The sequence below is a fragment of the Lentzea tibetensis genome (genome assembly GCF_007845675.1).
Taxonomy (GTDB): Bacteria; Actinomycetota; Actinomycetes; order Mycobacteriales; family Pseudonocardiaceae; genus Lentzea; species Lentzea tibetensis.
On sequence record NZ_VOBR01000004.1, the window covers coordinates 77712 to 91266 of the forward strand.

Genomic DNA, 13555 nt, shown 5'->3' on the forward strand with positions numbered 1-13555 from the left:
AGGCGTGTTGCGCCTCACAAGGAAGTGAATCGCAGCCGGAGCAGGCAAGATGGAAGCCCCGAGCTCGTTGGAGTCGCCGTGACCAGCAGTACCCCACTTCGCCGCCAACCGGTCCAGCAGCGCAGCGCCAAACGCGTCGAGCGAATGCTCGAGGCATGCGCTTCGCTGATCGACGAAGTGGGATACGACGGGGTGACCACCACGCTCATCGCCGAACGTGCCGGTGTCGCGGTCGGCTCGCTGTACCAGTTCTTCCCGGACAAGCGGGCGGTCGTACAGGCCCTGACCTTGCGAAACGTCGACAGATTCTCACAGGGCATCACGGAGAAGCTGGCGACGACGACGCTCGAGCACTGGTGGGACGCGGTCGACACGATCTTCGACCTGTTCGTCGCGATGCACCGCGAGATCCCGGGCTTCGGCAAGCTCCACTTCGGTGACGTCGTGGACATGCGCCTGCTGGACGACCGCCGGGACAACAACGCCGTCATCTCCGACCGCATCTCCGAGCTCATCTCGGCGAACTTCGGCATCCCGATGGACGAGGTCCAGCTGCCGATCGCGATCGCCGTCGAGGCGGCCGACGCGGTGCTGAAGCTCGCGTTCCGCATCGAGCCCAACGGCGAGCCGCGCGTGCTGGCCGAAGCGAAGGCACTGGTCAGGGGCTACCTGTCGTCCAGGCTGCCGAGCTAGCCGAAGTTCTTGCCTTCCCCGCGGTAGGTGGGGACGGTCTGCTCGACGACGTCGCCGCGCACGAGGTGCACCTCGTTGAAGCGCTCGAACAGCTCACCCGCCTTGGCGTGCCGCATCCACACCCGGTCCCCCAGCCGCAACGAGTCGGCCGCCTTGCCGACGACCGGCGTCTGCACCTCTCCTGCGCCTTCCAGCGCCAGGATCTTGAGACCCTCCGGCAGGTACGGGCTCGGCTGGCGGTCGGCGGTCGGCGTGCCGGACGCGATGTAACCACCGGAGTAGAGCGTCGCGGTGTCGGGTCCGGGCCTGCGCACCACCGGCAACGCGAACAGCGCCGCGTGCTCGGGGTGGAACTTCTGATAGGCGTCGAACAGAGTCGGGCCGATGAGCCCCGACCCGGCGGCCAGCTCGGTCACCGACGGGTCGCTCCCGGTCAGCTCGAGGCTGCCGGTGCCGCCGCCGTTCACGAACTCGAGGTCGGCGACGCGGCTGATGGCGCGGACGGCAGCGGTGCGCCGCTCGACCAGCTCGGGGCCGGACTTCCGCTGAATCACACGAATGGCGGCCGCTCGAACGGGTTGTCCTGGCGGGTTGTCGCCGAGTCCGGCGATCTGTCCCTCGTAGGCCATGACGCCGACGAGCTTGAACCCGGCGCGCTTCACGACGCGCGCGGCGAACGTTCCCGCCTCGGCCGCGGTGTGGATGGGGCTGCGCCGCGGCCCGATGTGCACGAACGGCAGCGGCCGCCAGGAGACGTCCAGTTCCAGACACACCCGGATGTCCGGGTGGTGCGCGCCGAGCGCGGCGTCGACCAGGTCGAGGTGCTCGGTCGAGTCGATCATGATGGTGATCCGGGCGCGGGCCACGTCGTTCCTGGCCAGCTCGCGCAGTGCGGCGTGGTCGACCGTCGGGTACGCGACCAGCAGGTCTTCGCTCGTGTCCTGGTCGCTGAGCCACAGCGCCTCGGCGAGCGAGTAGCACATGACACCCGCATAACCAGGGCGTTCAATCACCCGGTCGAGCAAGCGCCGAACTCGAATCGACTTGCTGGCGACCCGGATGGGCTTGCCGGCAGCGCGGCGGGCGAGGTCCGTCGCGTTGCGGTCGAAGGCGTCCAGGTCGACAACCGCGAACGGAGGGTCGAATTCCTTCGTCGCGGTGTCGAGTCGAGTTCGGCGCATGGGGTCACGGTACGTCTTCAGACCTTGAAATGTGAATAGCTTTCACCTACGTTGCGTGCAATGGGTCACACTCCCTAGGAGGTTCGCGTGTGGACGAACTGGGCGCGCACGGCCACGGCCAACCCGGTGCGGGTGGTGCACCCAGCCAGCACAGATGAGATCGCGGCGGCGGTCACGTCCGCTGGTCGAGTCCGCGCTCGCGGCAGCGGTCACTCCTTCAACGACATCGCCGTCGCACCCGAGGTCGCGATGGACCTCGACCGGTGGACCGGCATCGTCCGCGCGGACACCGAGACCGGTCTGGTGACCGTCCGGTCCGGCACGCCGCTGCACCAGCTGAACCCCGACCTGCACCGGCTGGGCCTCGCGATGCCGAACCTCGGCGACATCGACGCGCAGACCATCGCGGGCGCGGTGTCGACGTCGACGCACGGAACGGGCGGCAAGCTCGGCGTGCTGGCGACGTTCATCGAGTCGATGGAACTGGTGCTCGCGGACGGCTCGGTGGTGAACTGCTCGGCTTCCGAGCGACCCGACCTGTTCAACGCCGCGCGCGTCGGGCTCGGCGCGCTGGGCGTGATCAGCACGTTGACGCTGCGCTGCGTGCCGTCGTTCGTGCTGCGCGCGTCCGAGGGACCTGGCCGGCTGGACGCGGTGCTGGAGGAGTTCGACGACCTCTGCGCGATCGAGGACCACGTCGAGTTCCACTGGTTCACCCACAGCGACCGGGTGATCCTCAAGCGGAACAACCGGATCGACGAGCCCGCGAAGCCGCTGTCGAAGTTCCGGCAGTTCTACGAGTACGAGGTCTTCGAGAACGCGGCGTTCGGCGCGGTGTGCCAGGTCGCCAAGCGGTTCCCGAACTCGACCAGGCGGCTCAACGAGATCTGCGGTGCGCTCGTCTCCGAACGGTCCTACTCGGACTACTCCCACAACGTCTTCGTGACGCCGCGGCGGGTGAAGTTCGTCGAGACCGAGTTCGCGATCCCCCGCTCGTCGCTGATGGACGTCATCGCGGAGCTGCGCGCCGCGGCCGCTCGGGTGCGCGACGCGCTGATCGTGCCGTGCGAGGTGCGGATCGCGCAGGCGGACGACATCTGGCTGTCGACCGCGCAGGGCCGCGACACCGCGTACATCTCGATGCACCAGGCGCTCGGCATGGGCTACCACGAGTTCTTCGACACCTACGCGAGCATCGCGGCGTCGGTGGGTGGCCGCCCGCACTGGGGCAAGATGCACAACCTCACCGCCGACGAGCTGCGGCCGCTGTACCCGCACTTCGACGACTTCCTGCGCGTCCGGGACGAGGTCGATCCCGGACGCACCTTCTCCAACGCCTACCTGGACCGAGTACTCGGTTAGAGAACCGCGCGGACCGCTTGAACCACCGGGGTGTCGCCGGACGTGAGTTCCAGCGTCATCCCGGACGTGCGCGGCTCGTCGAGCAGTGCGACGAGCACACCCGCCACGTCCGCGCGACTCACCGAGGCTCGGGGAAGCTTCGGTTCGAGCGCGACCAGGCCCGTTGGCTGATCGTTGGTCAGCGGGCCTGGTCGCAGGATCGTCCAGTCCAGGTCGCGCGACTTCAGGTCTTCCTCGGCGGCGCCCTTGGCGCGGAGGTAGACGGCGAACTCGGGATCCATCGTCGGCGAGTCCGCGAGCTCGATGCCCACCGTGCTCACCTGGATGAGGCGCCGCACTCCGGCCGCGACGGCCGCCGAAGCGAAGAGGGCCGAAGCGCCGAAGTCGACGGTGTCCTTGCGGGTGTTGCCACTTCCCGCACCCGCGCCCGCCGCGAAGATCGCGGCGTCGGCGCCGTTCAGGTACGAGGCGACGGAGTCCGCATCGGAGGTCTCCAGGTCACACAGGACCGGTACCGCTCCGGCGTTCTGCACGTCGAGGAAGTGATCTGGGTTGCGCACCAGCGCTGTTGCCGCGTCTCCACGGGTGGCCAGCAGCTGCTCGAGAAGCAGCGCGATCTGCCCGTGCCCGCCGGCTATGACTACTCGCATGCACCGACCGTAGGTCAGGAAGCGGTCGCCAGCACCTGCTCGTAAACCAGCTCGTTGACCCAGCGGGTGATCGCGGTGTCCTCGACGGGCACGTTCTCCTGGCGGCCGGTGACGTCGACGCTCAGGTCCGTCTCCTCGTCGGCCAGCAGCACCGAGACGCCGTAGCGGCGCACGCGGGGCAGGCAGTTCGCGAGGTAGTCGTGCGAGAACGCGACGGACGACGGGAGCACGACGGCAGCGTTGCCGTAGCGGGAGAAGGGCACCGCGGACGCGAGCGCGGTCCGCCAATGACGGGCGACGGCCAGCACACCGACGATCTTCACGGCGGCCGGGGGGACGCGACCCTCCATCTCGGGCCACACCCAGGTGGAGACGGTGGTCTTGTCGGCCTCGGGACCCGCACCGACGCAGACGCGCTCGGCGTGGGCGTCGGCGAGCAACTCGGCGACGACGATCACCTTGCGGCCCATGAGGACCATCTCGGGGAGCACGACTCCGTGCCAGCCGAGGCGGACCGCCGCGGCGGCCGCCAGCTCCTCGGGGGAGGCAGGCAGTTCCGGAACCGGGACAGCAGTTGCCGACAGGCCTTGAGCGCTGCCGGTGACCGCGATCCTTGCTGGGGTGCTGCTCACGCCAGGGCCTCCCTCGCCAACCGCGACGGGCGTTCCGCCGCGTTTCGACTCGTGCTCTGGATTAGGGGTACCAGGAAGCGGGCGGCGTGCCCCCAGGGCGGATGGGGGCCTGCGATCGGCGGCTCAGACCGGTCGGTGACCGGTCGATGGCGGCCGTCGGGAGTTCGGTCCGACGGTGCTGCCGTCCGGGTGACGTTAACCCGGTCGGCGGCACCAAAAGTGCTGCTCAGAGTGGGTTGCTCAGGCGTGCCGCACGCGTAGGAACAAGTGGCGCCGCTCACCGGTGATCGACCGCTCAGCGCGTCAGAACGACCGGACGACGTGCGTCCTACATGACGATGACGGTCTTTCCACCGCCGCTACCAGCGAAAACGTCCGCGGCGTCGCGCAAGGACAGTCGTCGAGTGATCGGAACGTCCAATGTTCCGTCCAGCACCAGGGAAGCGAGCCTGGTCAGCGCTTCGGCGGACCCCTTCATGCCGAAGTTCTGCGCCGGATCAGCGGCGGCGTAGTTCGTCGTGAACGCCAGCGAACGCGCGTACGGGAGGTTCGCCGCGTAGCCGTCCGCGTCTCTCACAAGGTCCACCAGCGCGTCCGCCTCGACGAGCGAGTCGCCGCGGCCGATGGGGATCGCGCGGTCGCCGAGCAGCTGCGTCAGGAACGAGCCGACGCCACCGCGCGCACCGACCACCAGCACGCTGTCCGCGGCACCGAGCCGGTCGAACAGCTGCAGCGCCGTCATCCCTGCCGTCGGCAGCGCGGCGGCCACCACGGGGTCCAGCCCGTCCGGCAACGGCGCCAGCGCGTTCGTGGAGGGCACTGTGACGTACTCGGCGAAGGTGCCGACGCCGACCGGTTTGTGGAAGAAGGTGCCGAAGATCCGCTCACCGGACCCGACGACCTCGCCCGCGCCGTCCGTTCCGGGCACGAGCGGGAACACGTGCGGCATCGAGTCGCGCATCATCCCGTCGACGACCTTGCGGTCGAACGGGTTCACGCCGGCCGCGAGCACCCGGACCTTCAGCTCCCCCGGCCCCGGCGAGGGCTCGGGAAGTTCCACCGAGCGGACCGGTCCGCCGAACTCATCAGCCGCGATCGCCCACATGCAGCACCCCGATCGAGTGACAGACATCACCTGTTGGCTGGCCAACTTACGGGGGTCCGGGGGCGGGGCCCCGGCTGGGGTCTGGGGGCTTGGCCCCAGAAGACACACACGAAGAGAGCCCTGTTCGCGCATTCCGCGAACAGGGCTCTCCTGCTATCGAGTGGGCAAGGGGGGAGTTGAACCCCCACGTCCTTTCGGACACACGGACCTGAACCGTGCGCGTCTGCCATTCCGCCACTTGCCCTCGGCGACGGGAGGAACACTAGCACGGTGCGTGAGCGGGTTTCCAATTGCCCCGTGTAGGCCCAGAAGACCCCGGATACGATCGGTGTCAGGACCGTCCTGACCGGAGGTGTTGAACCGTGGGCCTTCAGCGCTTCGAGCGCCGACTCGAAGGTCTCGTCGGCAACTCCTTCGCACGTGTCTTCGGCGGCAACGTGGTGCCTCAGGAGGTTGCGCAGGAGTTGCAGCGGGAAAGCGAGAGCAACATCCGCGAACTCGCTGGTGGACGGCTGCTCGCACCCAACCACTACAAGGTTCTGCTCGGCCCCCAGGATCATGATCGGCTTGCCGGGAACGAGCAGGATGAACTACGCATCACCCAGCTGCTCGCCGAGGAGCTCCAGGAGCACCTGGCCGAGTTCGGGTGGGATACCTATGGTGACGTCGTAGTCTCCCTGGAGCGCTCCGACGCGCTGCACACCGGACAGTTCCGAACCAGCTCGTCCGTCGACCCCGACGTGAAAGCAGCCAGCCGACGGTCAGCACCACCTAGTACCGCAGGAGACAAATCCATGAGCCAGCCTCCCGGCTACGGACAACAAGGACAGGGCCAGCCCGGCCAGGACCCTTATGGGCAGCAGGGCGGCTATGGCCAGGGTTACGACCAGGGCTACGGCCAGCCTGACCCGTACGGCCAGCAGGGCCAGCAAGGCCAGCAGGGCTACGACCAGGGCTACGGCCAGGGTGGTCAGCCGGGCTACGGCCAGCAGGGCTACGACCAGGGTTACGCAGGCGGCCAGCAGGGCCAGCAGGGTTATGACCAGGGCTACGGCCAGCAGGGTTACGACCAGGGCTACGGCGGCGGCCAGCAGGGCGGCGGCTACGGCGCCGGCCAGCAGCAGGGCTACGACCAGGGTTACCAGCAGGGCGGGTACGACCAGGGCTACGGCCAGCAGGGGTACCAGCAGGGCGGGTATGACCAGGGTTACGGTCAGCAGGGCGCGGGCTACGGTCAGCAGGGCGCGGGGTACGACCAGGGCTATGGCCAGGGCGGATACGCTCCTCCGGCCACCCAGGGCGCCAACCGTCAGCTCAACGCGACGTTGCACCTCGATGACGGATCCAACCGGACGTACAACCTCAAGCAGGGTGGAAACGTCGTAGGACGAGGGCAGGAAGCCGACTTCCGCCTCCCCGACACGGGGGTCTCCAGGAGGCACCTGGAAATCACCTGGGACGGGCACAGTGCGATGCTCGCTGATCTCGGTTCGACCAACGGCACGACGGTGAACGGCACTCCAGTGCAAACTTGGCAGCTCGCGGAAGGCGACGTCGTCCGCATCGGCCACTCGTCACTGGTCTTCCGCACCGCGGGCTGAGGTCGATCGGGCGTCGGTAGGCAACTCAAGGCAGGAGCGGTTACAACCGGTGCCAGAGCTGGTGATGCAGCTGACCAGAGCGGGCTTTCTCGTGCTCCTCTGGCTGTTCGTGCTGGCCGCCCTTCGTGTGGTCCGCTCGGATCTCTACGCTGCCTCCGGGCTTCGGGTCTCCGTACCCGGATTCCGGAGGAACTCGAAGAAGTCGGCAGGGGGCAGCAAGGCGCCTCGCCAGCTCGTCGTGACACACGGCGCGCTGACGGGCACCCGAATCTCCCTCGACGGACGGCCGATCCTGATCGGCCGCGCTGACGACTCGACTCTCGTGCTGGACGACGACTTCGCGTCGACCAGGCACGCGAGGCTGTCCATGCGCGGTACCGACTGGTACGTGGAGGACCTCGGTTCCACCAACGGCACTTACCTCGACCGGGCGAAGGTCACGGCACCCCTCCGGGTCCCGCTCGGCACCCCGATCCGAATTGGCAAAACGGTGATCGAGCTGCGCTCATGACCCTCGTTCTTCGATACGCGGCCCGAAGCGACCGGGGCCTGGTTCGCAACAACAACCAGGACTCCGTGTACGCAGGTCCCCGCCTGCTCGCGGTAGCCGACGGCATGGGTGGCCATGCTGCCGGCGAGGTCGCCAGCAAGGTGGTCATCGCCGCGCTCGCGCACGTCGACGACGACGAGCCGGGTGACGATCTGCTCGGCAAGCTCCGCGACGCGGTCGGTGCCGGCAACGGCGCCATATCCGAGCTCGTCGCGAGCGACCCCGAGCTGGAGGGCATGGGCACGACGCTCACCGCCGTCCTGTTCGCGGGCAACAAGCTGGGCCTCGTCCACATCGGCGACTCTCGCGCGTACCTCCTCCGGGAGAGCATGTTCGCGCAGATCACGCACGACGACACGTTCGTGCAGTCGCTGATCGACGAGGGCCGGATCACGCCCGACGAGGCGGCGAGCCACCCGCAGCGCTCACTCCTGCTGCGCGCGCTCACCGGGCACGACTTCGAGCCGAGCCTCACCGTGCGCGAAGCACGCGCCGGTGACCGGTTCCTGCTCTGCTCGGACGGCCTGTCCGGTGTGGTCAGCCTGGAGACTCTCGACGAGGCGATCCGGATCCCGGACCCGCAGGCGTGCGCCGACCGCATGATCGAGCTCGCGCTCAAGGGCGGCGGACCGGACAACGTGACGGTGATCGTCGCGGACGTCGAGGACGTCGACTTCGGCGAGGACACCCCGATCCTCGGTGGTGCCGCCGGTGACGGCAGCGAGGACCACCAGCCGCCGCCGGACTCGGCGGCGTCTCGCGCGAGTGCGATCACGTCACCGCGCCCGCCACCCCCGATGCGCATGGAGCCCCCCGCGCCGCAGCCGGACCCCGCGCGCAAGCGCAAGAACGCGATCAAGGTCATCGCGGTGGTCCTCGTGCTGCTCCTGCTCGCTGCGGGCGGCCTGTTCGCGACGCGGTGGTGGATCAACCGGCAGTACTACGTCGGTGCGTCGCCGGACGGCAAGATCAAGATCTTCCGCGGCGTGAACGGCAGCATCTTCGGCATCAAGCTGCAGACCGAGGTCGAGGGTTCGTGCCCGAGCGGCTCGACGAGCTGCACGGAGATCACGCTCAACGACCTGCAGCCCGCCGGCCGCAACGTCGTCACGGACCGGATCACCGACGTCGACGGGCTCGAGGGCGCGCGCGCCGCGGTGCGGCTGCTCCGCACCAAGCACCTGCTGCCGACCTGCGACAACAAGTCGCCGAACGGCACGGGGAGCACCAGCACGCCCCCCGCGTCACCGACGTCTCCGACGTCACCCAGCTCAGTGGTTCCCTCCACGGACCCCTCGGTGAGCGGCGAGACCCCGCTCCCCACGTCCACCCAGCAACCGGGCGTGAACTGCCGGGAGGGTTCGTAGTTGATGGGTTCGCCCATCCCCGTCGGGGAAGGCACGCCAGTCGCTCAGGCGGCGACCAGCACGTCGCCAGGCTTGAAGCCGCCCACCAAGCGCGGTACCGAGCTGGTGATGCTGGCGTTCGCGGCAGGTCTGGTCACGCTCGCGCTGATCCTGGTCGAGTTGAACCAGGAGCGCGCGGTGACGATGCGCATCGTCTACCTGGGCCTCGCGTACCTCGCGCTGTTCAGCCTCGCGCACCTCGCGGTGCGCAGGTGGGCGCCGTACGCGGATCCGGCGATCCTGCCGTGCGTCGCGCTGCTCAACGGACTCGGTCTGGTGATGATCCACCGGATCGACCTGGCGCAGGAGGACTACGCCGCCAAGTGGGACCCGGTGGCGTTCAAGCAGGTCATCTGGACGGCGATCGCACTGGCGATGTTCGCCGCCGTGCTCAAGTTCCTCACCGACCACCGCACGCTGGCCCGCTACGGCTACACGTTCGGTCTGCTCGGACTGGTCGCGCTGCTGCTGCCCGGTGTGCTGCCGAGCTTCATCGCGCCGACCATCAACGGCGCGAAGATCTGGCTGCGGGTCGGTCCGCTGTCGATCCAGCCCGGTGAGTTCGCCAAGATCCTCCTGATGGTGTTCTTCGCCGCGTTCCTGGTGTCGAAGCGGGACCTGTTCACCGCGGCGGGCCGCCGAGTGGTCGGCATGGACCTGCCGCGTGCGCGCGACCTCGGTCCGCTGCTCGCCGCGTGGGGCGTCTCGGTCGGCGTCATGGTCCTGCAGAAGGACCTCGGCTCCTCGCTGCTGTTCTTCGGCATCGTGCTCGTGCTGCTCTACGTGGCGACGGAACGGGCCGCGTGGGTCGTGCTCGGCATCGGGCTGTTCTCGGGCGGCGCGGTGATCGCGTGGAAGCTGTTCTCCCACGTGCAGATCCGCGTGCAGAACTGGCTCGACCCGTTCGCGGACTACAACGACACGGGGTTCCAGATCGCCCAGTCGCTGTTCGCGCTCGGCACGGGCGGCATCGGCGGCGCCGGTCTCGGCGCCGGACGTCCGGAGATGATCCCGGAGTCCAACACGGACTTCATCACCGCGGTGATCGGTGAGGAGCTCGGCTTCGTCGGGTTCGCCGCTCTCCTGCTGATCTACATGATCTTCGCGTTGCGCGGCCTGCGCAGTGCCATCGCGGTGCGCGACAGCTTCGGCAAGCTGCTCGGCGGCGGTCTCGCCTTCGCCGTGTGCTTCCAGGTCTTCATCATCGTCGGCGGTGTCACGAAGCTGATCCCGATGACGGGTATCACCGCACCGTTCCTGTCCGCAGGTGGTTCGTCGCTCCTGGCGAACTACATCCTCGTGGCGTTGCTGCTGCGGATCTCCGACGCGGCGCGCGGCCCGAAGGTCGTCGCCAAGCCGAAGCTCCCGCAGCCGGCGATCGCCGACCAGCACACTGTCATGGTGGAGCGTCCGAAATGAACACACCGCTCCGCCGCGTGGGTCTCGCCATGATGGCGATGATCCTGTTGCTACTGGGCAACGCGACCTGGGTCCAGGTCATCAACGCCGACGACTACCGCAAGGACAGCCGCAACCGGCGCGTCCTGCTCGACGAGTACTCGCGCAAGCGCGGCATGATCATCGCCTCCGAGGGCACGACGATCGCGAACGTGCAGGAGACGACGGACCGCCTGCGGTTCCTCCGCACGTACGCGAACGGCGCGGTGTACGCGCCGGTGACCGGCTACTTCTCCGTCACGTACGGCACGGGTGGGCTGGAGCGCACCGAGAACGACCTGCTGAACGGCTCGGACGACCGGCTGTTCGCGCGCCGGGTGTCGGCGCTGATCACCGGTCGCGACCCCGAGGGCGGCTCGGTGCAGCTGAGCATCGTGCCGAAGGTCCAGGAGGTCGCGTACCAGCAGCTCGCGCAGAAGGGCTTCAAGGGCGCCGTCGTCGCGATGGACCCGAAGACGGGCGCGATCCTGGCGATGGCGAGCACGCCGTCGTACGACCCGAACCCGCTCGCCAGCCACGACGGCGCCGAGCAGACCGCGGCGTGGGAGAACTACAACGCCAAGAGCGCGGGCAACCCGATGTTCAACCGCGCCACGGGTTCGACCGAGCCGCCCGGCTCGACGTTCAAGCTCGTGGTGACGGCGGCCGCGCTCGCGGACGGCAAGACCAAGGACGACCAGTTCACCGGCGAGCGGCAGATCACCCTGCCGCAGACGAACACGACGCTCGAGAACTTCAACAACACCCCGTGCGGCGACGGCGTGAAGACCTCGCTGGAGAACGCGCTCGCGAAGTCGTGCAACACGGCGTTCGCGGAACTGGCGGGCCAGCTGGGCAAGGACAAGCTGCGCAAGCAGGCCGAGAAGTTCGGCATCGGCGAGAAGGGCGAGACGATCCCGCTGCCGGTCGCGGCGTCGGACGTCGGCCCCATGGCCGACCTGCCGTCGGTGTACCAGACGGGTCTCGGCCAGCGCGACGTGCGGATGACCCCGCTGCAGAACGCCGTGGTCGCCGCGACGATCGCCAACGGCGGCACGCGGATGAAGCCGTACCTGGTGGACAAGATCCTCGGCCCCGGACTGGAGCCCATCGACGAGGCCGACCCGGACGAGGTCGAAGACGCGATGGACAAGAAGGACGCGGACACGCTGCGCGACATGATGATCCTGTCGGAGCAGAACACCGGCGGTGAAGGCCGGATCCAGGGTCTGCAGATCGCGTCGAAGACCGGTACCGCCGAGCACGGCGAGAACCCGCAGCAGACGAACCCGCACGCCTGGTACGTGGCGTTCGCCCCGGCGAACGACCCGAAGATCGCCATCGCGGTGCTCGTCGAGGACGGCGGCGACCGCGGTCTCGGTGCCACCGGCGGCAAAGTCGCCGCCCCGATCGGTCGTGCCGTCATGGGCGCTTATCTGGCGGGTCGCTGATGCTGACTTCAGGCCAGCTCCTCGCCGACCGCTACCGCCTGAGCAGGCGGATCGCGGTCGGCGGCATGGGCGAGGTCTGGGAGGCCGCGGACACCAGGCTCGACCGCAAGGTCGCGGTCAAGGTGCTCAAGGCCGAGCTCAGCGGTGACGCCGAGTTCCTGCACCGCTTCCGCGTCGAGGCGCGGATGACCGCGTCGCTGAACCACCCCGGCATCGCCGCGGTGCACGACTACGGCGAGACGGCATCCGTGCCGGACGGGCCGGAGGACACCGCGTACCTCGTCATGGAGCTCGTCGAGGGCGAGCCGCTCGCGGGGATCATCGCGCGCGGCAGGCTCGGCGCGGACGTGACGCTGGACCTGCTGGAGCAGACCGCGAACGCGTTGCAGGCCGCGCACGAACGCGGCCTGGTGCACCGGGACGTGAAGCCGGGCAACATCCTGGTGACGCCGTCCGGCAAGGTGAAGATCACCGACTTCGGCATCGCGAAGGCCGCCGACGCCGCTCCGGTCACCCGGTCCGGCATGGTGATGGGCACCGCGCACTACATCGCACCCGAGCAGGCGCTCGGCAACGAGGCCGAGCCGGCGAGCGACGTGTACTCGCTCGCGGTGTGCGGCTACGAGTGCCTCACCGGGCACCGGCCGTTCCTGTCGGAGAACGCGGTGACGGTCGCGATGATGCACATCCGCGACATGGCGCCGCCGCTCCCGGTGGACGTGCCGCCGGGTGCGCGGGCGTTGATCGAGGCGACGCTGGTGAAGGACCCGCGGCAGCGCTACCGCAACGGTGGCGAGTTCGCGGCGGCGGTCAGCGCGGTGCGCGTCGGCCAGCCGTTGCCGACGCCGTCCGGTCTGGTGATGTCCCCACCACCGCCGTCGATGCCCCTGCCGATTCCACCGTCGCCGCCGATGGGGCACCCCGCGCAGGGGAACCCGCACACGCATCCGGGGATCAACCCCGGCTCGCGGCCGGGAATCCAGCCGGTGCAGCCAACCGGTCCCGTCGGTGCGGCTCACACCGGTACCTTCAGGCCACCACCCCCGCTGCCGCCTCCACCGGGGCGCAACCGGGCAGGGCAGTGGGTTATCGTCGCTGTCCTGGTGGCCCTGATGCTGGCTCTTGGCATTTTCTTCGCTTGGAAGCTGGTCGTGGGGAACACGTCCGACCCGCCAGCGGGTGCGCCGTCGACCGAAAGCCGGTCGCCGCGATCCGATTCGGCTGATCGGATTCCCGCCAAGGCAGTGCGCATCAACGAGGACGATTACATCGGTCTCATGGGCGACGAGGTCAAGGCGAAGCTGACCGACTACGAACTGGAGCCGCGCGTGCAGACCCAGCAGGGCACCGCACCCGGCGACCTGAAGCGATGTCAGGTCACTGCCATCGCCCCGACGGGCGACCTCGCGGTCGGAACGCAGGTGAAGGTGACGTGCGCACCGCGATGATGACCGAGACCGAGTTGGGAACACCGTTGACGAGGAGCG

Annotated in this window: 12 protein-coding genes and 1 tRNA gene; 8 read left to right on the plus strand and 5 right to left on the minus strand. The window is 68.8% G+C overall.

Features of this window, described 5'->3' with window-relative positions:
• Positions 1-78: 78 nt before the first annotated feature.
• Positions 79-693: a TetR family transcriptional regulator gene (locus FKR81_RS06730; RefSeq protein ID WP_235921353.1), complete on the plus strand. Its 615-nt coding sequence runs from the start codon at positions 79-81 to the stop codon at positions 691-693.
• Here FKR81_RS06730 and FKR81_RS06735 read toward each other — a convergent pair.
• Positions 690-1874, minus strand: coding sequence for an amino acid deaminase/aldolase (locus FKR81_RS06735; RefSeq protein ID WP_146350069.1), 1185 nt, complete (start codon positions 1872-1874; stop codon positions 690-692). The two genes, FKR81_RS06730 and FKR81_RS06735, sit on opposite strands and share 4 nt — an antisense overlap.
• An 87-nt stretch (positions 1875-1961) precedes the next feature.
• Here FKR81_RS06735 and FKR81_RS06740 point away from each other — a divergent pair, with 87 nt between their 5' ends.
• The gene (locus FKR81_RS06740; RefSeq protein WP_146350070.1) at positions 1962-3236 is read left to right on the plus strand and encodes a D-arabinono-1,4-lactone oxidase; all 1275 of its coding nucleotides are present in this window, start codon (positions 1962-1964) and stop codon (positions 3234-3236) included.
• On the opposite strand, the gene FKR81_RS06745 is transcribed toward FKR81_RS06740, so the two are convergent.
• The 4 genes from FKR81_RS06745 to FKR81_RS06760 all read right to left on the minus strand — a co-directional run bounded on the left by FKR81_RS06745 (position 3233) and on the right by FKR81_RS06760 (position 5867).
• The gene (locus tag FKR81_RS06745) at positions 3233-3886 is read right to left on the minus strand and encodes an NAD(P)-binding oxidoreductase (protein WP_146350071.1); all 654 of its coding nucleotides are present in this window, start codon (positions 3884-3886) and stop codon (positions 3233-3235) included. The genes FKR81_RS06740 and FKR81_RS06745 overlap by 4 nt on opposite strands.
• A gap of 14 nt (positions 3887-3900) precedes the next feature.
• Positions 3901-4518: a hypothetical protein gene (locus tag FKR81_RS06750; protein ID WP_146350072.1), complete on the minus strand. Its 618-nt coding sequence runs from the start codon at positions 4516-4518 to the stop codon at positions 3901-3903.
• Between the two features lie 328 nt (positions 4519-4846).
• Positions 4847-5623, minus strand: a complete 777-nt coding sequence (locus tag FKR81_RS06755; protein WP_146350073.1) for an alcohol dehydrogenase catalytic domain-containing protein — start codon at positions 5621-5623, stop codon at positions 4847-4849.
• 161 nt (positions 5624-5784) lie between these two features.
• Positions 5785-5867 (minus strand) — tRNA-Leu (locus tag FKR81_RS06760).
• A gap of 118 nt (positions 5868-5985) precedes the next feature.
• Here FKR81_RS06760 and FKR81_RS06765 point away from each other — a divergent pair.
• Genes FKR81_RS06765 through FKR81_RS06790 form a run of 6 tightly spaced genes read left to right on the plus strand, consistent with a single transcriptional unit; the run spans position 5986 to position 13516 of the window.
• A complete protein-coding gene (locus FKR81_RS06765; protein ID WP_146350074.1) occupies positions 5986-7224 on the plus strand; it encodes a DUF3662 and FHA domain-containing protein in 1239 nt (412 codons plus the stop codon).
• Between the two features lie 49 nt (positions 7225-7273).
• Positions 7274-7735 carry an FHA domain-containing protein FhaB/FipA gene (locus tag FKR81_RS06770; protein ID WP_146350075.1) on the plus strand — a complete coding sequence of 154 codons (462 nt, stop codon included), beginning with the start codon at positions 7274-7276 and terminating at the stop codon, positions 7733-7735.
• Positions 7732-9141 carry a PP2C family protein-serine/threonine phosphatase gene (locus tag FKR81_RS06775; protein ID WP_146350076.1) on the plus strand — a complete coding sequence of 470 codons (1410 nt, stop codon included), beginning with the start codon at positions 7732-7734 and terminating at the stop codon, positions 9139-9141. The genes FKR81_RS06770 and FKR81_RS06775 overlap by 4 nt, the downstream gene beginning before the upstream one ends.
• A 3-nt stretch (positions 9142-9144) precedes the next feature.
• Positions 9145-10599, plus strand: a complete 1455-nt coding sequence (locus FKR81_RS06780) for an FtsW/RodA/SpoVE family cell cycle protein (RefSeq protein ID WP_146350077.1) — start codon at positions 9145-9147, stop codon at positions 10597-10599.
• Positions 10596-12068, plus strand: coding sequence for a peptidoglycan D,D-transpeptidase FtsI family protein (locus tag FKR81_RS06785; protein WP_146350078.1), 1473 nt, complete (start codon positions 10596-10598; stop codon positions 12066-12068). The genes FKR81_RS06780 and FKR81_RS06785 overlap by 4 nt, the downstream gene beginning before the upstream one ends.
• Positions 12068-13516 carry a serine/threonine-protein kinase gene (locus FKR81_RS06790; protein WP_146350079.1) on the plus strand — a complete coding sequence of 483 codons (1449 nt, stop codon included), beginning with the start codon at positions 12068-12070 and terminating at the stop codon, positions 13514-13516. Before FKR81_RS06785 ends, FKR81_RS06790 begins: the two co-directional genes overlap by 1 nt.
• The last annotated feature ends 39 nt before the right edge of the window (positions 13517-13555 follow it).

Coding starts and splice junctions, on each gene's coding strand:
- FKR81_RS06735 (WP_146350069.1), bottom strand. CDS start 1,874: ATGCGCCGAACTCGACTCGACACCGCGACGAAGGAATTCGACCCTCCG.
- FKR81_RS06745 (WP_146350071.1), bottom strand. CDS start 3,886: ATGCGAGTAGTCATAGCCGGCGGGCACGGGCAGATCGCGCTGCTTCTC.
- FKR81_RS06755 (WP_146350073.1), bottom strand. CDS start 5,623: ATGTGGGCGATCGCGGCTGATGAGTTCGGCGGACCGGTCCGCTCGGTG.
- FKR81_RS06775 (WP_146350076.1), top strand. CDS start 7,732: ATGACCCTCGTTCTTCGATACGCGGCCCGAAGCGACCGGGGCCTGGTT.
- FKR81_RS06780 (WP_146350077.1), top strand. CDS start 9,145: ATGGGTTCGCCCATCCCCGTCGGGGAAGGCACGCCAGTCGCTCAGGCG.
- FKR81_RS06785 (WP_146350078.1), top strand. CDS start 10,596: ATGAACACACCGCTCCGCCGCGTGGGTCTCGCCATGATGGCGATGATC.
- FKR81_RS06790 (WP_146350079.1), top strand. CDS start 12,068: ATGCTGACTTCAGGCCAGCTCCTCGCCGACCGCTACCGCCTGAGCAGG.